The organism is Thalassoroseus sp., assembly GCF_984380535.1.
Genome location: NZ_CFHRBF010000014.1, coordinates 172,245 through 197,191, shown reverse-complemented (window position 1 = coordinate 197,191; position 24,947 = coordinate 172,245). Strand labels below are relative to the sequence as shown.

The following is a 24,947-nucleotide window of genomic DNA, read 5'->3' as shown; positions in this document are numbered from 1 at the left end:
TTGGGAAGCTCAATGCTGGACCGATTGATTCGCTTTTGTCTGGAAAACAAGCTGGTGGTCGTGCTGGTCGTGCTGGCAATCATCGGGTGGGGCGTGTTGGTGGCACCGTTCAACTGGGATGTCGGTTCGCTGCCGCGGTCGCCAGTGCCAACCGATGCGATTCCCGATATCGGCGAGAATCAGCAGATTGTATTTACCGAATGGATGGGGCGAAGTCCGCAGGATGTGGAAGACCAGATCAGCTATCCACTGACGGTCTCACTGCTAGGAATCCCCGGCGTCAAGACGATCCGCACCTATTCGTTCTTCGGTTTCTCCTCGATCTACATCATCTTCGATGAGGACATCGAATTCTATTGGTCCCGCAGCCGTGTGCTGGAGAAACTGGCCAGCTTGCCGGCGGGAACACTGCCAACCGATGTGCAGCCCGCCTTGGGCCCCGATGCCACGGCTCTGGGACAGGTCTACTGGTATACATTGGAGGGCCGTGACCCTCATGGTGAACCCGTCGGCGGTTGGGATCTCCATGAATTGCGAACCATTCAAGACTGGTATGTTCGCTACGCATTGCAGGCGGCGGAAGGGGTGGCCGAAGTCGCGTCGGTCGGCGGGTTTGTGCAAGAGTACCAAATCGATGTCGATCCCGATGCCATGCGGGCGGCGAATGTGAGTCTGTCGGATGTCTACAACGCCGTCCGGCAGTCGAACTTGGATGTCGGGGCCAGGACGATCGAGCTCAACAAAACCGAGTACGTCATTCGCGGCTTGGGATTCATTGAAACAGTGGAGGATTTGGAGCAGACCGTCGTCAAGGTCAATGACAATGTGCCGATCTATCTCCGCAATATCGGCACGGTGACATTGGGCCCAGCGTTGCGGCGTGGTTTGCTGGACAAGGAAGGAGCTGAAGCCGTCGGCGGCGTCGTGGTGGCTCGCTACGGTTACAACCCGTTGGCGGCCATCGAGAATGTGAAATCCGCGCTCAAACGACTCGAACCGGGTTTGCCGACGAAAGCCATTGCCGACTACCAGAAGACGACTCGTGAAAAACTCGAAGCGTTTGCCGAGCGTCAGGGGTTCGCCGCTTATCATGACGGTGAACTCAGCCAAGATGCGTGGGTGTCGTGGATGCGAACTCATCCGGACGAATGGCCGCCGGGTATCACGACCAGCCAAGTCACAGTGGTCCCGTTTTACGACCGTACCGGGTTGATCTACGAAACATTGGGCACGCTCAATACGGCTCTGACCGAGGAAATCCTGGTCACGATCATCGTCGTCATTGTGATGCTGTTGAATCTCCGCAGCTCGGTCTTGATCAGTACGCTGCTGCCGTTGGCGGTCTTGATGTGCTTTATCGCCATGCGAACTTTCGGTGTGGATGCCAACGTGGTGGCCTTATCGGGGATTGCCATCGCGATCGGCACGATGGTGGATATGGGGATCATTCTCAACGAGAACATCCTCAAACATCTCGACGAAGCCGATCCGAAGGAAAGTCGCCTGGAAATCGTCTTTCGGGCTTCGAGCGAAGTCGCCGGTGCGGTGTTGACGGCGGTGGCGACCACGGTCATTAGCTTCCTGCCAGTGTTCACGATGTCCGCCGCCGAAGGCAAACTGTTCCGCCCATTGGCATTCACGAAAACCTTCGCACTTTTAGCTTCGGTGTTGGTGGCGTTGACCATCATTCCGCCGGCGGCCCATATCCTCTTCGGTCGAACCGGCACCGCCAGCCGGTTGAAACAGATCGGTTTGGGAGCCCTGATTCTCATCGGCATCGCGGCTCTGTTTTGGCTGCCGTGGTGGGCGGGGGCGATTCTGATTCTCATCGGCAATTGGCAACTGCTCGAAAGCCGTTTGCCGGATGGCATCCGACGGATCGGCCCCTGGCTGACCAATGGCGTGGCTTTGTTGTTGGTCGGTTATACTCTGGCGACGCATTGGTTGCCGCTCGGCCCACAGTCAGGTTTGCTCAACAACCTGCTGTTCGTGGGCACGCTGATCGGGGGGCTGCTCGGTTTCTTTCTGATCTTTCAGCGTTTCCTGTACCGGCCGATTCTGCGGTGGGCGTTGGATCACAAGTTTCTGTTTCTGATGCTGCCGTTTTCGATTGTCGTTGCCGGGGGCATGGTCTGGTTGGGCTTTGAGAAAGTTGTGGGGCCGGTCCTTGCGGTCAGCGATCGACTGGGGATGGATCGGGAACAAATTCGCAACGCCTCGCTGTTTCAGCGGGGTGGGGAATTGTTTCCCGGTCTGGGTGAAGAGTTCATGCCGCCGCTGGATGAAGGCTCGTTTCTGTACATGCCCACCACCATGCCGCATGCCTCCATCGGCGAAGCCCAGGAGGTGATCTCGATTCAAGACCAGCGGATTGCCGCCATTCCCGAAGTGGAGTCGGTGGTGGGGAAAATCGGCCGGGCGGATACGCCGTTGGATCCCGCTCCGGTCTCGATGATCGAAACGATTGTCAGTTACCAACCGGAATACAAAACCGATGCGGACGGCCATCGGCTCAAGTTCCGTTTTGACGAAGAAACGGCGACCTTTCTGCGGGATGAGCAGGGAGAACTGATTGCCGATGAATCCGGCCGACCGTTTCGGCAATGGCGGGAGCACATCCGCACTCCTGACGATATCTGGAGGGAAATCACACAAGCCGCAGAGATTCCCGGAACGACTTCGGCTCCGCGATTGCAGCCAATTGCCGCACGGCTGGTGATGCTTCAGAGTGGCATGCGGGCTCCGATGGGCATCAAAATCAAGGGACCGGATCTGAAAACGATCGAAAAAGTCGCTTTGGATTTCGAGCGGCTACTCAAAAACGTGCCCAGTGTGGAAGCTTCCGCGGTAATTGCCGACCGGGTGGTGGGGAAACCGTACATCGAAATCGAAATCGACCGTCCCGCGATTGCTCGCTACGGGTTGCAGATCGGGCAAGTGCAGGATGTGATTGAAGTGGCCATCGGCGGCCGCCGAATCACAACCACTGTCGAAGGCCGGGAGCGGTATCCAGTGCGCGTGCGTTACCTTCGGGAACTGCGGGACGACATCGAAAACCTGGGCCGCATCTTGGTCGCCGCGCCTGATGGGGCACAAATTCCGTTGGAGCAACTTGCCGAAATCCGCTACGTTCGTGGACCCCAGGCGATCAAAAGTGAAGATACGTTCCTGGTCGCCTATGTGCTCTTTGATATGAAGCCGGGCAACGCCGAAGTCGATGTCGTGGAACAGGCACAGGCGTACCTGCAGGAACAGATCGAAGCCGGGACATTGGTGTTGCCACCGGGTGTCAGTTATGAATTTGCCGGTAATTATCAGAACCAAGTCCGTTCCCAAAGAACACTGATGGTGGTGTTGCCGTTGGCGTTGTTTTTGATTTTTTTGATTCTTTATTTTCAGTTCAAAGACACAATCACGACCTCGCTGGTCTTCAGTGGGATCGTCGTTGCTTGGGCCGGTGGATTCTTGATGCTATGGTTGTATGGACAGCCATGGTTTCTGGATTTCGAGGTTCTCGGAACCAGCATGCGAAGTCTATTTCAGATTCATCCCATCAATCTCAGTGTGGCGGTCTGGGTGGGATTTTTGGCGTTGTTTGGCATTGCCTCCGACGACGGCGTGGTGATTGCCACTTATTTAGATCAGAGTTTTCGATCGGCTCAAATCGATACGATCGAGGACGCACGGGCCGCAACAGTTGAAGCCGGTTTACGAAGGGTGCGGCCGTGTTTGATGACCACGGCGACCACAATCCTCGCTTTGATTCCGGTGCTGACCTCCACCGGACGCGGCTCGGACATCATGGTGCCGATGGCCATTCCCAGCTTTGGCGGTATGTTGATTGCGATCTTGACAATGTTCGTCGTCCCCGTGCTGTATTGCTTGGTCAAGGAAATCAAAATTCGCGCCGGAATCCGAGATCGGCTGTTCAAAGCTCAGTGAGTCGAGCGTCTGAATCCAATCAGGTCCCCTGGGTTCTTCTTCCTTTTCCTCTTTCGTGTGCCGAATCCGCACACTCTGAGTTCTTTAAGTCGAATTCTGGCAAGGAATAGGACGCGGAAGAGACTTCCTGCCGTGGCTTCATAGTCGATCGCCAATTCGTCTCAAGCCCTCGAATCGTTACATCCGATTCCATTGGCAGAGGCCGCGATTTCCGCAATCTCCAATGCTGGAGCGTGGAGAATCAGCCGGAAAGGGAACTCGGAAGAATGCGAACTTGGACTCGAAAACACCATCTGCCGTTGGGACTTTTCCTCATGAGTCTGGGCACCGGCTGTGCCACCGCACCTCCACCATCGGCCGACTATTCCCAAGTGGCCTACCAAGCGGGATTAGCGGCGTGTTTTCCTCAACTCGATGGTCCCGTGACGTTGCCCGTTGAGGACGATTTGAATGGAAGCCATCCGGTCGACTTCTACGTGCTGACCGCTCTGGAACGGAACCCCGAGTTGCTGGCCGCGACACATCGCGTGGCGGCCCAGTCCGAGCGGATTCCTCAGGTGACCGCTCTTGATGATCCGATGCTCTCCGATACCTTTTATCCGCTGGAAGACCATTCCTTGCAAACCGCAGGCGGGCGGTTGCCGAACACACTCTCGCTGAGTCAAAAGTTTCCCTGGTTAAGCAAGCTCCGAGTTCGTGGCGAGGTTGAGGAACAGGAAACCAAAATTGCTCTGACGCAAGTCGCTCAAACGCAACTCCGTGTCATTGAGCAGGTAAAATTGACGTATTACGAATTGTTCGCCAATCAGCAGGCGATTGAGATTACCGAGTCCAGTCGAGAACTGCTAGAGGATCTGCTCCAATTTGCCGAAGCTCGTTACCGCACCGGGGGCAGCCAGCAGGATGTGTTGCGCGCTCAGTTGGAGTTGGATCGCATTCAAGACCAGTTGATTCAACTGAACCGGGCCTTGGACGTCTCGCAGGCCGACTTGGCGGAACTGCTGCACACCTCGCCAGATGCCGAACCGATGGCGGAAAAGGAAATCGCATTAGACGATGTGCCCAAGCAGATCGACTCTCTGTATGAGGCCGCTGTGCAATGTCGCCCGGAATTGCAGGCACGATTACATGCAATCGTGCGTGACCAGCGAAAACGAGAATTAGCCTGCTTGCAATATTATCCTGACTTCAACGTCGGCCTGGGGTGGCAAGCGGTTACCACCGACAATGCCATCGCTCGGAACGCGAACGGAAACGACAACTACCAAGTCACGGTCGGGCTGTCCCTGCCGATTTGGCAAGATAAACTTCGGGCCGGCGTTCGGGAGGCGGAATATCGGGTTTTGGAAGACGCTCGTCGTTACGATGCTGAACGCGATGAAACGTTTCGGCAAATTCGCCGCCTGATTGCCCAAGCCGACGCTCACCAGCAGCAAATCGAATTGTTCAGCGAAAGCATCATTCCCCGAGCTGAGCAAACATTGCGAGTGTCGGTGGCAGATTACCGGGTCGGCAAAGTCGATTTCCTGCAGATCATCGACAACTACAACGAACTACTGCGGTTCCAAATTCAACTCGCCCGCCTGCGCGCCAATCTTGGTCAGACGTTCGCCTCGATAGAGCGAGCTGTGGGTTGTCAATTGGCGACCCTGCCGGAGTTCACGACGGGACCTCCCATCGAAGCGGCACCCGCTCCCGCTCCCGAACCGAAAGACGGATCTGCTGACGACAAGGATTTGCCAAAGAAGCCACAGCCGGACGTCGATTTGATCGACTTCTTTCCGGGTGAAGGCCAATCGTCCTGACATCAGGATTCCGCTTCCGAAGTGTCGTGGGGTTGCCTCAATCCATGTTTGTCAATCAAACGGTACAGACTACGTCGGCTGATTCCCAACGCCTCCGCTGCCCGAACTTTGCTGCCTTGCTCCCGTCGAAGCACCGCCGCCACATGGCGCCGCTCTCGTTCGGCCAAGTTGTCCGTGGGGGGATTGTGACCCAGTTGGGCTCGCAGATCGGCATTTTCGCGAGACAGCCGAGCGAACGCGGCGGCCTTCATCAGAACCGCTTCGAGTTCTTCCCAATGATACGGTTCCCGCACCACCCCGAAGGCTCCCCGATGCAAAACGGCAATGGCCGATTGAGATGACGTTTGACGGGTCAGCACAACCACTTCGCAGGTGGGATGGATGTCGCGTAGCATTTGTAGCAACTCCACGGCTCCACTCGGTAAATCGAGTGACAGCAGAATCACGTCGAATTCCCTGCGAGCGGCCACGTCCAAGGCGACTTCCGGCGTAGCCACGCTTTGCACCGTGTGTTGCAAGGCCGCCAAACGTTCCGCCAAAGTCACAGCCGTCGCCTGCTCGGGATGGACGATCAACAATCGCATGCGTCCCATTTTCGCAAGAGAAACAAAACGCCGCCGGAAGCCCGATTTCCGGCGGTTCACCGAGTGAGGGATCACCGAGTGAGGGAATCACTTCTCCAACTTGGCGAGGAACTTCTCGGGATTCTCCTTGACTTGATCGACGCATGCGGAACAACAGACCCAGACGGTTTGATCTTTCACTTCGACCTTGATCGGCGTGCCCATCGAACCCAGCGGTTCCTCAGTCACCGGACAGAGTTTTTGAGCTTCGGCGGACTTTTGCTCTTCCGGTGAGAGCTTGGCGAGATTGGCTGTGATCTTCTCATGCTGATCACCATGCTTGGCGTGATCGTCATCAGATTGAGAATTGGCGTTGGCCGGTTGGGATTCGGGGTTCTCAGATGACGGTCCACATCCGAGGGCCGCGAAGAGTAGAAGGGAGAGGACGACAGCAGACAACAAAACCGATAGACGCAACATCAGAGTTATCCTTGGAAAAGAAAACGAACGAGCAGTCCGCGCATACGCGTGCGCAGCGGAATCACATCTAGGAAAATGCCGGGCGAGTCCATCCAGAGAGTCGCCGACAGATGGACATCATCGTAGAGAGGGAGTTGTCTACAGCAAAAAACGCTGCAGAATCACTCGCAGCGGTGGCCCAAAATCCGTCCACTGACGGCTGCGGACAAGCGTGAACTGTGATCGCAACGAGACCAAGCCGGGCGAATTGGAGTTCATGATCGCCGTGGGCACAGCCGGGAGAAGTTCGCCGCCACTCGAATTGGAGAAGAGATCACGAATATCGGAACGTGCGCAGGAGCAGGGTCCAGATTTTTGCGAGTCACCGCCGGATTTCCGGGAACCGCTGCAGTAGGGACACGCCCGAGTGTCGGTCGTAATTTGCGAGCTGGCAGTTGTTGACACCGACTGCGAACACCCTCCGCAACACGGCTGCGGCGTGCTCACAATGAGTACGATAATAGTCAACAGGCAGCGGAACATGATTTTCTCCTGCCCATTAGATGCGGGCAGCGGCCGAGTTCTTCGCGAAATTCTCGAAAGTTTGCTAATCTTCCGCTCAGAACCATGAAAAACGTGAAGAAATCGCCCTCCCGCGGCATCCAATCTTGTGAAGACGAAAAGCCGGTCGAGCCAGCCGCCGAGTTGCTGGCTGCCTGCGGGAATGGCGATCGAGAATCATTGCGGCAACTTTATGAGTTTTATCAGAAACCCGTGTATCGGCTAGCTTATCGACTGGTCGGTGCCCAAGAGGCCGATGATCTGACCCAGCAGATTTTTCTCAGACTTTTTCAAAAAATCGATCAATTCGCGGGCCGGTCGCGATTTCGGACTTGGCTGTATCGTTTGGCTGTCAACGAATGTCTGCAACATCTCCGCCGCCGCAAACGGAAAGTGGATGGCAAGCTCATCGAGGAACCGGCGGATTCCTCAATCAACGAAGCCGTTCGGGGAGAGCAGCATGAATTGCTGGAGCATGCGTTGAGTCAACTGGAGCCTGAGCTGCGGACGATTTTCCTGCTCAAGGAAGTTGAACAGTTGAGCTATACCGAACTGGCGGAAACACTCGAAATCCCCGAAGGCACCGTCGCCTCGCGGCTCAATCGTGCACGGACGCAGTTGAAGACCAGTCTCATCGTACTCGGATGGGAGCCTTGATATGAACTGCGAAACGGCTCGCGACCGACTTTCCGCCTATCACGACCGCGAACTCTCCACGGAGACCGCCGAACGGCTCCGACAACATCTGGTCGATTGCAGCGTCTGCCGAGAGGAATTGGCGGGCTATCAAACACTCTCCGACTTGGCGGGTTCACTCTCAGATCCCGGCCCCCCGCCATCGTGGTCGGCCATCGAAGACAAATTGACGAGCCAGCCACCACAACCCGTGGCTCACCAAGTCGTCAAACCTGCGGGAGTTTCTCGCCGCCGCCGCTTGCTCGCCATCGCCGGAAGTTTGGTGGCGATTGTTGTCGTGACTGTCATTTGGTTTTTCAGTCCGGAAGAAACTCACGACCATAGCAAGCACTTGGCTGTCAATTTCGATCGGTACCTCACGCTTTTTGCCGAGCAGCCCCGGGAGGCACAGCAGGTTCTGGTAACGCATTACCGGGGCGAGGCTGTGACGATGGAACAGGCTGCCACACGGTTGCCTTACCGGCCCATTGCCGCTGCGGGTCCGCCGCCGGGCTATGAACTGGATGCCGCATATCTGCTGGACATGCCCTGTTGCGAATGTCTCCAGGCAACCTATACCGACTCAGACGGCCGCCAATTGGCACTCTTCGAACACGAAGCGGACCAGCCGATTTGGTTCGGAAATCGGCCGGCTTTATCCGCCGAATGTGCCGGTATGACGTGCCGCATCGTACAGTTCGATTCTCATTTGGCATTCACTGTCCCTTTGGGCAAGCGGTTTGTCACAGTTGTTGGTGCGCACGATCTGGAAGAGGTTCTCCAGATCGTCGAACATTACCAACGTGTGCGGCCACAAATTTCGTGAGACGAGTTGTGTTGACCGTCAGCGAACATACTTGTCCCACAAGCCGTATTGTTCGGTTTTCGGGCCACGGGGTAAGGACAGGACGAGTACCAACGCCGCCGCAACGGTCGCGGCAATGGCGTAACCGGTGGAGCCGCCGTCGAGGATCCAGGGTAACCCACCGACCACCAACGCCAATAGCACATTCAGATATCGCCCGAGTCGCAGCACCTCGCCCATACAGACCACCGAGACGGTGACGATCAACGCTCCGCCGAAGTGACCGACATCAGCATCTCCAGTTTTGATGTCCACACCAAAGAGCGTCGGCAAGAACATCAGTCCCACACCGATGAGGCTAGCAGCAGTGAGTGTCCACGGGAAACTCATGCCCCAAATGGACGACAGGAAGACTGCCCCAGGTTTTTCGGGGAGAGCCATCAATTCCGGGGAGCGTTCATCAGCGGTGCAGCCTTCCGCCGAGCCACCTTTCCAGAAAATCTCCCACAGCGAACCACCACGATCGCCACGGCGTTTGGCTTCGATCATATGCTGACCCATCGCCACGACTTCATCGACTTCCAAGGGAATCATCGGCAACATGATCAATGCGGCCATCAGGCAAAAGAAACACCAATCGTGCACAACCATTGGTTGCGAGACCACTAGTACAATGTGTGTCAGCCCCAACGGAATGACGAGGATCCCAAAGAACGCCACCATCCAGGGCATCGTTCGCCACCGCGCCGGACTGCCCATATAGCCCATCAAAAATTCGAAGGTGTAGGAGACAGCACCTAGACCGGCGTCGCTGATCGGTAAACTATGACTCATTTTCGAATTGAGCACCTGCTTCGTGCCGGCTTCGAATCCAAAGAAAGGATCCCAGATCCAATCCATATAGCCCAACTGAAACATCGCCAAGTAACGCGAGACCACGAAGCCCACAAAGCCCGCCACAATCATGATCCACCGCTGCGGCCAACTAGAGGGGTTGTAACTCCACCCCGGCGGTGTGGGCGGTCCCATTTGCATATACATGATCATATTCGGCATGCCGGGAATCAGGATCGTCAAGGCGATCAATAGCATGCCAATGATGGTGTCGTTGAGATAGGAGGCGGCCGTCGGTGCCCAAAGCAGAATCGGGGCGAATGTTAGCCAGATGCCAAGAAAACAACACGTCCACAAACTTTTGGGCCGGTTGGGTGTCAGGGATCGCCAACCAAAGACGACTAGCAGCAAACCGGTGACGACATCGCTCCAGGTCATCAATTGGGCTCTGAGCTCTGTGTGGGTGGCATCGGAGAACCACACGCCACGACCGCCGCTGGGATCGACCCACAGACTCTCGTTGAGATAGCCAAAGGTGAACGGGGCCAACGCCGTCCAAATGCCGATCAGCGGCAGCGTCCAATAGATCCACAGAGTTTGCTTGTGATGCATGTTGAGCATCATCAAACGATCTTCGTGACTCATCTCATGACCGCCATCCGAGTGCATTTCCTCATGATGCTGCTTGGCCTGCTGTTCCGCCATGGGACGAGTCACACCGCGTCCCCCCATACCAAGATCATGGTTTTCGTGTTCGTGAGAATCAGACATCGTGTAATCTCTTCCTGAACGAAATGATGAATCAGATTGAGTTTCTCCGTTCAGCCTCAGCTAAATGCAAGGCGGCGCGAATCAGACCGAGGTGGGCAAAGCCCTGCGGAAAGTTGCCAAGCAACTCCCCGGTGGCGGGATCGATTTCTTCTGCCAACAAACCGACATCGTTGGCAAACCCACACACATGGTCGAACAATTGCCGGGCACCTTCGACGCAATCGGCCAAGGCCAGATTGCTGACCAGCCAAAAACAGCACAGGACGAAGGCTCCTTCCGTACCCGGCAAGCTATCTTCGGAATAGCGAGACAGCAATCCGCCATCCATCAGCCGCGACTGCACGCACTGGATGGTCGAGAGCATCCGCGGATCGCTCGCCGACAAGAAATTGTTCAAGGGTAATGTCAGCACACTGGAGTCCACTGTCGCACCATCCAGCGTTTGGGTGAAGGTTTGAAGTTCTTTGTGATAACCCTGAGCGAGGATGGCTTGCCGAATCGCGTCGCGTTCGTTTCGCCACCGATCCAATGGCCCGGCTAGCTCGTTGTCCTCCGCCAACCGAACAGCACGATCCAACGCGACCCAACAGTACAACTTGGAATAGAGGAAATGTTGCGGCTCCCCCCGCACTTCCCATGGTCCTCGATCGGGTTGCAGCCAATGCGTTGCCGCCTGATCGGCCCAAGCGGAGAGTAATTCCCAAAGTTCCGGCCGCACCGGACGCGGCATCCGCTCGATGCACAACACGACCGCATCGATCACATGCCCATATACATCAAGTTGGATCTGATCGGTAGCGGCATTCCCCACCCGCACCGGACGTGAACCCCGATAGCCAGCCAGGTGATCGAGTTCCCGCTCCGAAGGGGCCGCGGTTCCATCGACTGTGTACATGATCTTCAGATTTGTCTGCTCATTTGTGTGCAGCCGCTCTAACCAGTCAATGAATTGCAGAGATTCGTCGTGGTAGCCAAGTTGTTGCAACACATCGAGCATCAAACCAGAATCCCGCAGCCAGGTGTAGCGGTAATCCCAGTTGCGAACCCCGCCAATGTCCTCCGGCAACGACGTCGTCGGAGCGGCCACCAATCCCCCAGAGGGATGAAAGAACAACAGTTTGAGCGCTAACAAACTCCGTCGTACAAGTTGCTGATCCGGTCCATCGTAAATACATTTCGACAGCCAACGCTGCCAATAGTCTTGGGTTCGATGGTATTCGGACTCGGCCTCGTCAACGGTGAAATCGAGATGAGCTTCGGCGTCGTTCGGGGGACAATGCGTAAGGGCGATCCAAAGTTCGTCGCCAGCCTCAATGACCCTGCGACCGACCAGAGCCTCCGCCTGTTTCTGCAGTGGAATCGGGCAAACAAGGCTCAACGCTCCCTGCTCGGAGATGGCTCTGGCCCCTCGGGAATCACAGAAGAATTCAGCGTTCGCTTGGGCAAAATTGAAGCTCGGGCGGAAGGTCACTTCCAACTCGACCGATCCCCGCAGACCTTGAATTTTTCGCAAAATCCGATGCGGAATGGACTGTCTATCCTCGTCATCGGGGGCTGGCATGAAATCCTGGTTCCGCACCTGACCGGTGGCGGTGGAAAACGTCGTCATCAGGATATTCGTCTCACCCACGTATGTGCGTGTGACTTCGAACGGCTGAGGCGGTGCAATTTGAAAGAAGCTGCCGCGTTCGGCATCGAGCAGTCGGCAAAAAACGGCGGGGCTGTCGAATCGAGGCCAGCAACACCAATCGATCGATCCCCGGCGATCCACCAGGGCCGCCGTCTGACCGTTACCAATGATGGCATAACCTGCGATAGAGCTTTCAGGACGCACGCGAAAAATCTCACAATTTTCGGTTAGCACGGCCGGGGTTTGAGCAAACAGAAACCTCTAAAATTCATTTCGCGGAAACGACCTGAACCCGAATCCGTTTCTGCTGTCGTTGGCCTTCTTCCCACACCAGCACGACGGGGCCATGCCCCTTGAGTGGAGCGCTCACCACAGGATCGTTGGCATGTCGAGCGATGATTTCAGGCCGCTTTTGATTCGGTCGTTGGAGAGACAAGTCACCGCCGTCGCGGGAAATCCAAGTGATCCAGGCTCCTTGTGCGTTGGCAGCAATCCAAGGTTGTTCGCCGCGGCCTAATCGGACTTCCTTTTTTTGGTCGGGTAACGTGGCGACGATGTCTTTCTCTCGTCGGCAAACGGTGGCCACCTCTCCCCGCTTCCCGACGGCCACCGCGCCGCCGTCCATCGGGCAATGATCGATCTTCCAATGTCCTTGCCCCAATCGCCGCGGTTCGGAGAAGGTGCGGCCGTCATCTTTCGAGGTGCTCAGGAACAGATCGCGATTGCCGTCGAGCCAGTTCCGCCACATCACATAGAGATTCCCCTGGGCATCGAAGGTCACGCTGGGATGGCAGCATTCGCAGACGTTGCCGTCCGGAGAACGGTAAATCAATTGGTTTTTGCTCCAGGTCCGACCGCCATCGTCAGAGCGGGATCCGAACACCTCGGACGAGTCGTTTCGCAGATCCAACCACACGCAATACAGTTCGCCATTGGGACCGGCGGCCAAAGCATGCAGACCTTCCCGCGCCGCCTTCGGGACATCATTGATCGTCACCGGTCCGTGCCATGTCTGGCCGTGATCATTCGATCGCCATGCCAACAGTTCCCCACGCTCTCCGATGGCCGTGATCGCGACAGATTCTCCAGCGACGGCAACCCGCGGGCCTCGTCGGCTGCCGAGCATCAATGAAGATAACGTGGCGACCCGCACCGGCTTGCCAAACCGTTTCCCGCCGTCTTGCGAAGCGACGCAGTACACGCACTTTCCCGCTCCAAAAGCGATGTAAATGTCCTGCGGTCCGGCCACCGCCACTTGCGGTTGCTGCGGTGCCTCCCCAGGCTCCGGCTGGGGTAATGTGACCGGCTCGCCCGCGGTGGCCATCATCGCGAATATGAACACAGACATCAGGCCGCAACAACGAATCGGCAGAGTTTTCCAATCCTGGGCAGTCAACATAGGCTTCGCTCCCCGTTTTCCATTGCGTGAGACGTGTGGCGACTGCGGTATAGCCTAGAGACCCCTACCTGGTATGGCAACTCAATTTTCTCGTCTTAGTTCATCTTCTGGCTCGATGTCTCAGGGTGTGTCATAACCGCACACGCTTGCCAATGTTTTTCCCCATGGATAAAACCGAATAACCCGGAAAGCGTCTTCCGGAATCTTCCCATAAAATGAGTTCGGTGAGTTGTATACGATACCCCGTGTTGGGTATCATGAGAGGGGTGTAAGATGCTCAGTGAAGCTGCCAAAGATGACTTGGCCAAGCGATTGCGGCGGGCGGAAGGTCAGGTGGCCGGGGTCGGCCGCATGATCGAAAACGATGCCTACTGCGTCGATGTGTTGATGCAGATTTCCGCCGTGATGGCTGCCCTCGGCAAAGTGGGGCATATCGTGCTGGAAAGCCACATCGACACCTGCGTCACCGACGCTTTTCGCGCGGAAGACGATTCGGTTCGCCGAGAGAAGATTGCGGAGATCATGAAAGTCTTCTCGAAATACGCGGGCATTCGCGGCCGCTGAATCCGAAGCCTCTTGCTGGATCCCCCGGACTTTCCACAACCACAGGAACTGATGGAGGACGACTGATGGCGATGATGACAACCGAAATGAAACAGTGCGTGGACACCTGCCGGGAGTGTCACGGGGTTTGCCTAGAAATGCTCTCCCGGCACTGTTTGGAGCAAGGCGGCGAGCATGTGGCGGCCGAGCATGTCCGACGGATGCTCGATTGCGTGCAAATCTGCCAGGCCAGTGCCGACTTCATGACTCGTGGCTCACAATTGCATCAATCCGTCTGCCGTGCCTGCTCCGAAATCTGTCGGGCGTGTGCCGAGAGTTGCGAAAAGGTCGGCGGCATGGACGAATGCGTTTCGATTTGCCGGAAATGCAGTGAATCGTGTGGCCAAATGGCCGCTTGAGAACTCAGTGCGTTCCAAGGAACTGTTGAGAATGAAACCGAGTCGGACTGGGCTCTGACAGTTCGGCTCGGTTGTTTGAATGACTTTCAGAAAACGGCGGTGCATGATGACGAACACCAATCTTCCCACCGAGGCGGCCACCGCGATCGATCCGGTCTGCAGCATGACCGTGGACCCGCGAACGGCGCTGTCGACGAGGCACGATGGGCATCCCGTTTATTTCTGTTCGGAACACTGTCGGACGAAATTCTCGCAAGATCCCGAAGCTTTTTCGGCAGCGAATCGTCCGCAAGAGACTCACGCTTGCTGCCACCATCCGACGGAACCCATTGTCCAACTAGATCAGCCTCGGAAACCCTCTGCGTCCGGTCAATACACCTGCCCGATGCATCCCGATGTCGAGCAGAATCACCCCGGTGATTGTCCGAAGTGCGGTATGGCTTTGGAGCGGAGTGGCCCACCGGCGGCGTCATCGCAAACGATTTTCACATGTCCGATGCACCCGGAAATCGAACGTGACAAACCAGGCGACTGCCCAATCTGCGGGATGGCTTTGGAACCGAAAACGGTATCCGTGCGAGGGGCGGAAGATGAAGACGATCCCGAACTACGCAGCATGACGCGGCGGTTCTGGATCGGTTTGGTGTTGGGGGTGCCAATCGTCTTATTGGCGATGCTGCCGATGCTCGACGTGCCGTTGGATGACGTGATTTCTCCGCGGCTCTCGCAATGGCTGCAACTCGGCTTGGCGACGCCAGTCGTTTGGTGGTGCGGTTGGCCGTTTTTTGTACGCGGTTGGAAATCCATTCTCAATCGGCATCTGAATATGTTTACGCTGATCGCGCTCGGTGTGGCGGCGGCGTATGTCTACAGCGTGGTAGCGGTTGTTTTTCCGCACTTGTTTCCCGCGTCGTTTCAGGAAGAGCACACCGGCCTCATCGGCATTTATTTCGAAGCGGCGGCGATGATCGTCGTGCTCGTCCTGTTGGGACAAGTGATGGAACTGCGTGCCCGCCAACGCACCGGCGGAGCGCTGCGGGAATTGATGAATCTCGCTCCCCCGGTCGCACGCGTTGTCACTGACGGCGAGGAAAAGGAAGTGCCGCTTGACGATGTGCCGTCTGGTGCCCTGCTGCGGGTTCGTCCGGGTGAAAAAGTCCCGGTAGACGGCGTGATTACGGACGGCAACAGCTGTGTCGACGAATCGATGATCACCGGCGAACCGATGCCGGTTGAAAAATCCAGCGGCGAGCGGGTGATCGGGGGAACGGTGAATCAGACTGGTTCTTTCCTCATGCGAGCCGAACAAGTCGGCGGCGAAACGGTGCTCTCGCGGATCATTCAAATGGTGGCCGACGCTCAACGCAGCCGGGCCCCGATCCAACGCGTAGCCGACACGGCGGCGGCGTACTTCGTGCCGTTCGTCGTTGGCGTGGCGATCGTGACGTTCATTGTCTGGTGGGCTGTCGGTCCCGCTCCGGCGTTCACCTTCGCCTTGGTCAATTCCGTGGCGGTGCTGATTGTGGCCTGTCCGTGTGCGTTGGGACTCGCCACGCCGATGTCGATTATGGTCGGCGTCGGGCGAGCCGCTCGGGAAGGAGTGCTCTTCAAGGACGCCGCCGCTTTGGAGACACTGCGGAAAGCCGATACGCTGATCGTCGACAAAACCGGCACCCTCACCGAAGGCCGTCCGAAACTGACCGATCTCCAACCGGCTGGCGGAGTTTCTGAAGACGATCTCCTGCGACTCACCGCCGCCGTGGAAAGTCAAAGCGAACATCCGCTCGCCCGTGCTGTGGTCGAAGCGGCAAAAAGTCGGGACCTCACCGGGAGCGAGGTCCAGGAATTTCAGTCGATCACCGGCGGCGGAGTTCAAGGCGTGGTGGATGGCCGAAAAATCCTGATCGGCAAATCCGACTTGCTCCGTGAGCACAAGATTTCGGGAATCGATGAACTCACCGAGCAAGCAAACCATTGGCGAACGGCCGGGAAGACGGTTCTGTTCGCTGCCGCCGATGGGAAGGTCTTGGGGCTGCTGGCTGTGGCCGATCCGATCAAAGAGAGCACGCCCGCTGCCGTTCGCGACCTGCATGCCCTGGGCCTCAAGATCCTGATGCTCACCGGCGATCACGAAGCGACCGCTCGCACCGTCGCCCAGGAATTGGGCATCGACGAATTCGAAGCTGGAGTCAGTCCCGAGGACAAACATGCCCGCGTCGAACAATTAAAACAACAGGGCCGGATCGTGGCGATGGCTGGCGACGGCATCAACGATGCTCCCGCTCTCGCCGCCGTGGATATCGGCATCGCGATGGGCACCGGGACGGATGTGGCGATGGAGAGTGCGGGGGTCACATTGGTCAAAGGGGATCTAGGTGGCATTGTCCGGTCGATTCACCTCAGCCAAGCCGTGATGCGGAACATCAAACAGAATCTGTTTTTCGCCTTCGTCTACAACGCCCTCGGCGTCCCGATTGCCGCCGGCGTGTTGTACCCGCTGGGCGGTTGGTTGCTCAGCCCGATGCTCGCCGCCGCCGCCATGAGCCTGAGTTCCGTCTCGGTGATCACCAACGCCCTCCGGCTTCGCAGCGTCGAAACGGCGAGAACGCAGTCTCACCATACGAAAGCCCAGCCTCTCTAAAAGAGACCGGGCCATGAGAACCATGCTGGTGTAAAGGGAAACTAACGGCGGTTCGATTTCGCTCGCAGTGAAGCCGTATAGAGTTCGTCGATTTTTTTCAGATAGGTTTCCGAATCGGCTTCGATTTTCTGGGTGCACGGTGGGCAGCAGACGTAGACGATTTGTCCGTCCACAACGGTCCACTTCGGCTGCTTGGGCAGTTCCTTCTTCATGATCGGGCAAATGCCTTGAGCTTTGGCGAAGTTGGCGTGGATTGTGGCCCAATGCTTGCGGTCAACCTGCTTCTTGAGGCAGCCCCGGCAGCACAAAAAGATCTCTTCCTTGCCGATTTTGACTTTGATCGGCTCGCCATGCGTCCCTAACTTCTGACCGGTGACCGGGCAAATGTCTTGCACGGCGGCATGTAGCCGATCACGGCGGACTTGTTCCCGTTCGGTGGCATCTTCCGCGTGGGCGAAGGAACCGGTGGCGGCCACTAAAACAATCAGTCCTGTCATCCATGCGTTCTTCATTGTCCAACTCCTTTGGTTTTTGGACAGCTTCAAAATAGGACATCGCACTCCGCGATGCCCGCCGTGTGTGGTCGAATTGTATTTCGTAGGAATCTCGATCAACTCGGCGAAACCGCCAGCGGTCTCTCTGGCTGAACTGGTTCGGCTTCATCCGTTTCATTCCAATAGTCATCCTGCAAGCCGGCTCGCATTTTGAATTCGACGTAAGCGCAGTAGAGGGTCGGCACGATGAACGTGGTGAAGGGCTCGATCAGCATTCCGCCGAAGACCGGCAACGCCATCGCCCGCGCGACATCCGAACCGCGACCGACTGAAGTCAACACGGGCAACAACGCTACGAGTGTGGTGATGGTCGTCATGGTGCAGGGACGGATGCGTTTCAATCCGGCTTCGTAAATGGCTTGGCGGATGTCTTCGACACTGCGAATCGTGTGCCGACTAAGCGTTTCCCGCATGTACGTCGCCATGACGATACCGTCGTCGGCAGCCAACCCGAACAACGCAATGAAGCCAACCCACATCGCGGTATTCATCTCCACGCCCATGACCGCAACCGCGATCATCCCCCCCGCAGCCGCAACAGGAATGCCCGAAAACACGACTAGGGAAATCGGCAGGTTGCGGAAGTGCAAATAGTGCAACAGGAGGTTGATCAGGATCACCATCGGTACGATCCACATCAGCCGCTGATTGGCTTCGATCTGATTCTGAAACGATCCGACCGGCTGGAGTTCGAAATTGCCTTCGGGAAATTGCAGGGAACCGGTTTCGCGAGCCGACCGCAGCGAAGCCATCACCGCCTCGACGGTTTCCAAGTCGCCCGCCGCCCCGGATGGTGAGAACGCGACATGGGCCACCAGCCGGGCGTCTTCACTGTTGATGGCTCCCGGTCCCCAGGTGGTGGTGACTTTCGCCAGTCGCTCCAACGGCACCACGTCCCCGGAGTGAGTGACCACGGACACCTGGCCGAGTTCGTCGACTTTCTCGCGGACGCTACGTTCGTAGCGAATCTGGATGGGATACCGCTCTCGACCTTCCACGGTCGTTGTGACATCCACGCCCCCGAGACCTGCCGAGACGATCTCGTTGACCATCATCGTCGTCATTCCGTAGCGGGCGGCTTCCTGGCGATCGACTTCGAATTCGTAATACGGCTTGCCCATCACGATATCGGGATTGACGGTCCCGGCGTTGACGTGATGCAAGCCTTTGAGGTGCTCGGCGACCGCGAGCGAGGCTTTGGCCAGCCCGGCCAAGTCATCGCCATAAATTCGAACCGCCATCGAAGCTTTGATGCCCGCTTGCAGCATGACCACGCGGCCTTCAATCGGTTGCAGTGGCGAAGCTGGCGTGACGCCGGGCAGGGTGGCGACGGCATTGATTTCGTCCCAGATTTTGCGTTCGGTTATACCGTCTCGCCATTGGTCGCGAGGTTTGAGCATCACGTACGTTTCAATCATCGCTGCCGGTGCCGGATCGAGAGCCGATTCCACGCGGCCGATTTTGCCGAGCACGTCTTGAACTTCGGGAATCTCCTTGATCATCGCGTCTTGTGTTTGCAGGACCTGCATCGCCTGCGAGAAACTCGCCGCCGGGTATAAGCTCGGCATATAGAACCAACTGCCTTCATCGAGGGCGATCCAGTCATCCGTTTTCAGTCCGGTGAAGGTGTGCTTGAGATCGACGTAGCCGGGGACTTCGTTCAGATCGGCTCCGAAAATGCTGGCGACTTTTTCCACAGGCTTCAGGACCGTCGGCAGACCGATCCACGCCCCGAGTCCGATCACCAAAATCATCGCTGGAAACGAAAGCATTAGCACCTTCCGCCGCAGAGCCAATCGCAACCGTCCGGCGTACAGCCAAAGGACAAAGCGGCTGACGGGGTTGTTCTCCATCGGCAGAATGCGTTCGCGACTCATCCACCAACCGACCGCGAAACCGATCAGCCCCGCAATGGCCGTCGTGAGCGGCAAACTCAGCGGCAGCCAATGTTCGAGGTGCGAACCCCACACAAAATAACACAGGCAGCCACTGAGGGTGGCGAACCCGAATCCCGCTGTGAGACTCGTCCACCACCGCCGTGTCGACGTCTTCAAGAACACCCGGCAAAGCATCGGCACCACGACTACGGCAACGATCAAACTCGAGGCCAACGCGAATGTCTTGGTCCACGCCAGCGGTGCGAACAATCGGTGATCGCGACCGGTCAGAAAGAACACGGGGAGAAAGCTGACGATCGTGGTCGTCACGGCTGTCATCACCGCCGGCACCACCTCCGCCGCCGAATTCCGAATGACTTGTAACCGCCGCTCCGCTCCTCTGGGAGCACCGGCTGCTTCCCATTCGGCGAGGCTGCCGTAGACGTTTTCTAGCACGATGATGCCCATATCGACCATTGTGCCAATCGCAATCGCAATCCCCGCCAGCGACATAATGTTCGCATCCACCCCGAAGACGTTCATGGCAATGAACGACATCAACACGGCCATCGGCAGCGTGATCGCAATCACCAAGCTGGCGCGGACGTGCAGCAAAAACAGCACCATCACGGCAATCGTGATCAGCGTTTCGTGAAATAACGCATCGGTCAGTGTGGCCACGGTTTCATCAATGAGAATCGTGCGGTCGTAGACGCCGTGGATCTCGATGCCGCCCAGTTCCGATTCAAGGGCCGCGATCTTGGCTTTGACACGTTCGATCACATCACGCGGGTTTTCGCCGTAGCGCATTACGACCACGCCGCCCACCGCTTCGGAACCGTTGTGGTCGAGTGCTCCACGCCGGAAGGCCGGGCCGGTCTGCACCTGGGCGAGATCCCGAATGCGAATCGGCACGCCGTCCCGTGTGAGTACGACGGTCTCGCGGATTTGATCGATCGTTTCCGCTTCGGTTTGACCGGCCCCGATGAAACCTTTGCCACGGACGATGTATTCCATCCCACCGCTCTCGACGGTCTTGGCACCCACGTCGATATTCGAAGCCTTCACCGCGGCGACCACGGTATTGAGCGGAATGTTGTGGTAGCGGAGTTTGTCGGGATCGATCTCGATCTGATATTGCCGAATATAACCGCCGATCGAGGCCACTTCCGCCACGCCGTCGACGGATTGCAGGGCGTACTTGATGAAAAAGTCCTGCTTCGACCGCAACTCGGCAAGGTCCATGCCGTCCGGCGGTTTCAGCACGTAATAGTAAATCTGCCCCAGTGCGGTGGCATCGGGAGCGAGCGTCGGCGTGACCCCTTCAGGCAGCGAACCCGCCACAGTCGTGAGTTGTTCGGCCACCCGCGACCGCGCCCAGTAGAAATCCACATCGTCGTCGAAAGTCACCTGCACAAAACTAAAACCGAACATGCTTTTGCCACGCACGTTCTTCGACCCCGGCACCGCTTGCAACGCGATCGAGAGCGGATAGGTCACTTGGTCTTCCATGTCCTTCGGCGAACGGCCCATCCATTCGGTGAGCACGATGACTTGGTTCTCGCCGACATTGGGAATGGCATCCAGCGGCACTTCTTGGGTCGAGTACCAGCCGTAGCCGATCAAGCCGACCGATGCCAACAGCACCAGCAGCCGTTCACGAATGCAGAATTCGAGAAACTTATGGATCATTTTGCTGACTCCTTCCGACCGTTCGCCACGCGGGGTTCGACCAGAACGGGTTCGATCAGTTGAATGGCTTCAATGGGTGGGACCGCAGGGAAATCGAGGTCTTGTTCCTCGTCGAGCGGAGAGGGTTCATTCAGTTTTTGCAGGTGTTCTTCCGGTTCATCAAGCAACGGCTGACGACACCCTTCACAGCAAATCCACACCGGCTGGCCAGCAACATTCACCTTCTGAGGAGTGCCCATTGCACCCAGACGTTGCTTGGTGACCGGGCAGATTCGCTGGTCTTCGGCCAACCGCCGATCATCCGCCGAGAGCTTCTTCAAAGCGGCGATGACTGTCTCAGAATCTACGGCTGAAGGAATCACGCTCGGCACCGCTTTGGTGGGATCGATCAGTGACGGATTGCCAGCGAGTTGCATTTGTGAGTCGATCAGAAAATTGCCCCGAGTGGCGATTTTCTCGCCCGCGCTTACGCCCTGAAGAATCACAATTTGATCCTCACTTTGCGGACCGAGCGTGACGCGGCGAATCTCGAATCGGCCGGCTTCGGTTTCCACATAGACGACACTGTTCGCCCCGGCCATCAGCACCGCACTGCGAGGGACGACCAAGGCATCGTCGGAAGCGATCCGTTCGCCTGTCCCACTCCCCATCGGCACGTTGATCGTGGCCTTCGCAAAATCACCCACGCGAAGCAGCCCTTTGTCGTTCTCGATCACGACTCGAACGCTGACGGTACGAGTTTTGGGATCGACTTGCGGATCGATAAATGCCACTTCGCCGGTGAATGTACGGTTCGGCAGCGATTGCACGACGGTCTGCACCAACTGACCATGGCGAACAACCGCCGCATCCTCGGGGAACAGTTCGAGCATCAGCCAGACCGTCGACAAATCGGCCAATTGATAAATCGCTTGGCCTTCTTTGACATATTGCCCCTCCACCGCCAATTTCTCGATCACCGTGCCACTGATTGAAGCCAGCAGGCGCATTCGGCTATTGGCTTCACCGCTTCGTTCGAGCTGCTCGATCTGGTTCTTCGTCATCCCGAGTTCGATCAGCCGTTCTCGAGCGGTGTCGTAGAGACTGTCGTCGGACAACTGAAAACGAGACGAGGAAATCGCCCGGTTCTCCTGCGTGGCTTTCTTGGCTAGCAGTAACTCGATTTGCCCAGAGTACAACTTGGGCGAATAGACCAACGCCAGTTGATCATCCTTGTTGACTACAACGCCCGTGTAGTCGGCATACAGTTTGTCGAGGCGTCCATCGACATAGGCCGAGATCGTTTTGAGCGAGCCTTCGTTGTAGGTCAGTTCGCCGACCGCCCGAATGGTTCGCGTCAGTGGAGCCGACTTGACTGCGACCGTTTGAATGTTGGCAATCCGGCGAGCCACCGGATCGATCTCGATGGACGTGGAACCGCCGGACCCGCTGCCGGCTGCCGCCGGAACAAGCTCCATGGCACACACGGGGCAGCGTCCCGGTTCCGATTGAGGCGGCGTACACATCATCGGACAGATGTAACTGACGGCCTGATTCGTGTTCGCGACGTGCTGGTGATCGTGGCCGCCACCGCCAGAGATCCAGCCCATCCGCTGGGCAACGCCCAACCCGGCGAACAGGAGCCCTCCGACAACAAGCATCAACAGCGGCTGCACGAACAATTGAACCCACCATCGCCGGCTGTCACGGGATCGCCGATCAGCGGCAGTATGGGGCGTTCTTGTCTCGCTGTGCGGCGTAGCAGACTTTTCAACAGGAGTCATGACAACCTCACCAAATCGGAGGAATGGAAACGAATGCAGAAGTCTTGAGCACAGACCGATCAAGGTCAGCGCGCGAACTCGCCATCCAGACGGAGACTTGTGCGAAGACGCAGGGGAACTCGGATGCGTTTTCGATCCCGTCCCAGCGATTTCCCGCAGGCTCAGCTCAGCAGCAACAGAGATCCAATCGCCAAGATGATACGTCGTGAGAAGAAGCCAAACATGCTCTTCAACTGAGATCATCCGTGACGCACCGTCAGCGGCACAGACGACCTGAACCACGCCGCGTCGCAGGTCTTGGAACGGCTGATGAGAAGGAGTGGGGCCGGCCTATAGCAGCAGCCGGCAGAGAGAGACGCAGCACGCCCCGGTTGCGTGAGGCGAGGACAGTCGAGCAGTATCGAATCGACCGGGTATGCTCACCGGTTCGACGAGTGCGTCGGAAATGCCAGCGAATAATCCTTCAAGCAGCCGCTGGACGGTTTCATTTTCCGTGATCGGCGGAAACGGCGGAGAAGAGGTTGCGTCACCACAGCGGCACTGAGCTCCGCAGGAGTCACCGGTATGGAGGTGATGATTCGGCTGACAGCAGGACGAATCAGTCTGGATATCCGCAGGGGAAGCCGAACAGCATGCGTGGGGCGTTTTGCTCCGCGAACGGGCACAACAACAGGTTCCCTGTTCCACTTGCACTTGTGAGCAGTCGCATCCCGAAACCATTGGAACGCCACTCGCACCACCGCATCCGCACGCCGCCGCCGGCAATTGCTGAAGCGGCATGGCCAAGGCGGCCAGCCAAATCAGATTGCGGATGGCGAGGCTGCAAAACGATGTCATGCGAAGACGATCCAACTCGGTTGGTCACGATTTTAAAAAATGGCATCCCTCGGAAGGAGGGCCAGTGTTTGTATCGACTGCGAGCAAGGCTGAGTTCCAGCGGAAATTCGCTCAGACGATATTGGCACTGTTTTGGTGCGAACTTTCTCAGGAATGTTTTCAGCCGTCAACACCAATCACTTGACCAGGCAATGACCCAATGACTGGCGAGATCGCCAGAGGCAAGTTTGAAATGTTCTTCAGAAATACCATTGATTCATAGTCGCCCTCATGAATCAAGGCCCCAATTTCCGAACCGATCGTGAAATCTCATTTTTCTTTGGACGCGATGATGAACAAACCAATTCGAAATTTTTCTGAGTTGTCCAGCATTTCGCCTGCTTGCTGGCAGCGCAAGAAACGAAATGCCACACCATTGCCCCATGGGCGAAATGGATCGTAGACCACAAAATGCCAAATTCGCAAAAAAAACGTTCTCGCGGCGATGTCGTGATTTCGACGTGGTCGTTCAGGTGAACTGCAAAGTAGGAAGCCAATTTCGTGCGAAGTACTTCAAGACTTTCCGCGTAGCCGACTGTTCGCCCGAACTCGGCGAGGTCTTCGGTCACCTCCGCATTCAACTGCTCGACGATGTGGTCTCTCATCGACCAATAACCAAGCTTTCCCAATCCGCATAAGAGCAGAGCGGGCGATTGCGTCCCGGGAGATAATCTCGTCGAGATGCCCCAGGAAGTATTCCAATAGTTCACACTCGCGGTCACTGAAATCCAATTCGCGCCGGCTCGGCTCACCCGCCGCGCGACGGGTTCCATTCCAAATCGCCGGTTCGCAGTACCGTGGATTCGTTCGAGTCTGCCCGTCGCAACAATACCCGGCTGCGGACCAAGAGTTCTTCGAAGGCAAACGGCTTGATCACGTAGTCATCCGCGTCGCAGTCGAGTCCACTCACACGATCTCCGATCGTTCGTCGGAGCTTCTATGGGGAAAACGCCTCGTGGACCAGCTTCGCAAGTCCGCTTGTTTCGTGCTGATCGAACTGACGCTCGCGGCAGGACTTTTTTCTCTTTACCGCGGATGACATGAATGAATGCACGTCGGCGGATTTAACCTTGGCGTCAACAAAGCATCCCACAGGCCATTTCTAGCGTCGAAGATGGTTAAGCAAGCCATCGTTTCA

Annotated in this window: 16 protein-coding genes; 7 read left to right on the top strand and 9 right to left on the bottom strand. The window is 57.0% G+C overall.

The features are described from left to right. The first annotated feature begins 12 nt into the window (after positions 1-12). Both AC5DDB_RS19990 and AC5DDB_RS19985 read left to right on the top strand, forming a co-directional pair. Positions 13-3,942, top strand: coding sequence for an efflux RND transporter permease subunit (locus AC5DDB_RS19990; RefSeq protein WP_491741529.1), 3,930 nt, complete (start codon positions 13-15; stop codon positions 3,940-3,942). A 266-nt stretch (positions 3,943-4,208) separates the two neighbouring features. Next, positions 4,209-5,747, top strand: a complete 1,539-nt coding sequence (locus tag AC5DDB_RS19985) for a TolC family protein (protein ID WP_491741528.1) — start codon at positions 4,209-4,211, stop codon at positions 5,745-5,747. Positions 5,748-5,749: 2 nt separating this feature from the next. Here AC5DDB_RS19985 and AC5DDB_RS19980 read toward each other — a convergent pair whose 3' ends face one another. Beyond that, the gene (locus AC5DDB_RS19980; protein ID WP_491741527.1) at positions 5,750-6,331 is read right to left on the bottom strand and encodes a helix-turn-helix domain-containing protein; all 582 of its coding nucleotides are present in this window, start codon (positions 6,329-6,331) and stop codon (positions 5,750-5,752) included. An 87-nt stretch (positions 6,332-6,418) separates the two neighbouring features. Continuing rightward, on the bottom strand, positions 6,419-6,790 hold the full coding sequence (locus tag AC5DDB_RS19975; protein ID WP_491741526.1) for a hypothetical protein: 372 nt from the start codon (positions 6,788-6,790) through the stop codon (positions 6,419-6,421). Positions 6,791-7,405: 615 nt separating this feature from the next. Here AC5DDB_RS19975 and AC5DDB_RS19970 point away from each other — a divergent pair. Next, positions 7,406-7,987, top strand: coding sequence for an RNA polymerase sigma factor (locus AC5DDB_RS19970; protein WP_491741525.1), 582 nt, complete (start codon positions 7,406-7,408; stop codon positions 7,985-7,987). Between the two features lies 1 nt (position 7,988). Continuing rightward, positions 7,989-8,831 (top strand): anti-sigma factor family protein, encoded by an 843-nt coding sequence (locus tag AC5DDB_RS19965; protein ID WP_491741524.1) that lies wholly within the window; start codon positions 7,989-7,991, stop codon positions 8,829-8,831. Between the two features lie 18 nt (positions 8,832-8,849). Here the strand turns inward: AC5DDB_RS19965 and AC5DDB_RS19960 are convergent, their stop codons facing one another. From AC5DDB_RS19960 to AC5DDB_RS19950, 3 genes are all read right to left on the bottom strand, one after another. Then, the gene (locus AC5DDB_RS19960) at positions 8,850-10,415 is read right to left on the bottom strand and encodes a vitamin K epoxide reductase family protein (protein ID WP_491741523.1); all 1,566 of its coding nucleotides are present in this window, start codon (positions 10,413-10,415) and stop codon (positions 8,850-8,852) included. Between the two features lie 31 nt (positions 10,416-10,446). Further along, a complete protein-coding gene (locus AC5DDB_RS19955; RefSeq protein ID WP_491741522.1) occupies positions 10,447-12,249 on the bottom strand; it encodes a glycoside hydrolase family 15 protein in 1,803 nt (600 codons plus the stop codon). Between the two features lie 64 nt (positions 12,250-12,313). Next, positions 12,314-13,444 (bottom strand): sialidase family protein, encoded by a 1,131-nt coding sequence (locus tag AC5DDB_RS19950; RefSeq protein ID WP_491741521.1) that lies wholly within the window; start codon positions 13,442-13,444, stop codon positions 12,314-12,316. 273 nt (positions 13,445-13,717) lie between these two features. Between AC5DDB_RS19950 and AC5DDB_RS19945 the strand changes: the two genes are divergently transcribed. From AC5DDB_RS19945 to AC5DDB_RS19935, 3 genes are all read left to right on the top strand, one after another. Next, a complete protein-coding gene (locus tag AC5DDB_RS19945; protein ID WP_491741520.1) occupies positions 13,718-14,008 on the top strand; it encodes a metal-sensitive transcriptional regulator in 291 nt (96 codons plus the stop codon). Between the two features lie 65 nt (positions 14,009-14,073). After that, positions 14,074-14,406: a four-helix bundle copper-binding protein gene (locus AC5DDB_RS19940; RefSeq protein ID WP_491741519.1), complete on the top strand. Its 333-nt coding sequence runs from the start codon at positions 14,074-14,076 to the stop codon at positions 14,404-14,406. Positions 14,407-14,509: 103 nt separating this feature from the next. Continuing rightward, positions 14,510-17,047 carry a heavy metal translocating P-type ATPase gene (locus AC5DDB_RS19935; RefSeq protein WP_491741518.1) on the top strand — a complete coding sequence of 846 codons (2,538 nt, stop codon included), beginning with the start codon at positions 14,510-14,512 and terminating at the stop codon, positions 17,045-17,047. A 41-nt stretch (positions 17,048-17,088) separates the two neighbouring features. Here AC5DDB_RS19935 and AC5DDB_RS19930 read toward each other — a convergent pair whose 3' ends face one another. The 4 genes from AC5DDB_RS19930 to AC5DDB_RS19915 form a co-directional block, all read right to left on the bottom strand. After that, complete coding sequence (locus AC5DDB_RS19930; protein ID WP_491741517.1) at positions 17,089-17,559, bottom strand: hypothetical protein; 471 nt, start codon at positions 17,557-17,559, stop codon at positions 17,089-17,091. A 98-nt stretch (positions 17,560-17,657) separates the two neighbouring features. Continuing rightward, positions 17,658-21,170: an efflux RND transporter permease subunit gene (locus tag AC5DDB_RS19925; protein ID WP_491741516.1), complete on the bottom strand. Its 3,513-nt coding sequence runs from the start codon at positions 21,168-21,170 to the stop codon at positions 17,658-17,660. Then, a complete protein-coding gene (locus AC5DDB_RS19920; protein WP_491741515.1) occupies positions 21,167-22,933 on the bottom strand; it encodes an efflux RND transporter periplasmic adaptor subunit in 1,767 nt (588 codons plus the stop codon). Before AC5DDB_RS19920 ends, AC5DDB_RS19925 begins: the two co-directional genes overlap by 4 nt. A gap of 1,624 nt (positions 22,934-24,557) precedes the next feature. Then, positions 24,558-24,719: a hypothetical protein gene (locus tag AC5DDB_RS19915; protein WP_491741514.1), complete on the bottom strand. Its 162-nt coding sequence runs from the start codon at positions 24,717-24,719 to the stop codon at positions 24,558-24,560. Positions 24,720-24,947: the final 228 nt, after the last annotated feature.

Bases quoted from the DNA above. Each gene is read 5' to 3' on its own strand.
- AC5DDB_RS19990 (WP_491741529.1), top strand. From the start codon at position 13: ATGCTGGACCGATTGATTCGCTTTTGTCTGGAAAACAAGCTGGTGGTC.
- AC5DDB_RS19985 (WP_491741528.1), top strand. From the start codon at position 4,209: ATGCGAACTTGGACTCGAAAACACCATCTGCCGTTGGGACTTTTCCTC.
- AC5DDB_RS19980 (WP_491741527.1), bottom strand. From the start codon at position 6,331: ATGCGATTGTTGATCGTCCATCCCGAGCAGGCGACGGCTGTGACTTTG.
- AC5DDB_RS19975 (WP_491741526.1), bottom strand. From the start codon at position 6,790: ATGTTGCGTCTATCGGTTTTGTTGTCTGCTGTCGTCCTCTCCCTTCTA.
- AC5DDB_RS19965 (WP_491741524.1), top strand. From the start codon at position 7,989: ATGAACTGCGAAACGGCTCGCGACCGACTTTCCGCCTATCACGACCGC.
- AC5DDB_RS19960 (WP_491741523.1), bottom strand. From the start codon at position 10,415: ATGTCTGATTCTCACGAACACGAAAACCATGATCTTGGTATGGGGGGA.
- AC5DDB_RS19950 (WP_491741521.1), bottom strand. From the start codon at position 13,444: ATGTTGACTGCCCAGGATTGGAAAACTCTGCCGATTCGTTGTTGCGGC.
- AC5DDB_RS19945 (WP_491741520.1), top strand. From the start codon at position 13,718: ATGCTCAGTGAAGCTGCCAAAGATGACTTGGCCAAGCGATTGCGGCGG.
- AC5DDB_RS19940 (WP_491741519.1), top strand. From the start codon at position 14,074: ATGGCGATGATGACAACCGAAATGAAACAGTGCGTGGACACCTGCCGG.
- AC5DDB_RS19935 (WP_491741518.1), top strand. From the start codon at position 14,510: ATGATGACGAACACCAATCTTCCCACCGAGGCGGCCACCGCGATCGAT.
- AC5DDB_RS19930 (WP_491741517.1), bottom strand. From the start codon at position 17,559: ATGAAGAACGCATGGATGACAGGACTGATTGTTTTAGTGGCCGCCACC.
- AC5DDB_RS19925 (WP_491741516.1), bottom strand. From the start codon at position 21,170: ATGATCCATAAGTTTCTCGAATTCTGCATTCGTGAACGGCTGCTGGTG.
- AC5DDB_RS19920 (WP_491741515.1), bottom strand. From the start codon at position 22,933: ATGACTCCTGTTGAAAAGTCTGCTACGCCGCACAGCGAGACAAGAACG.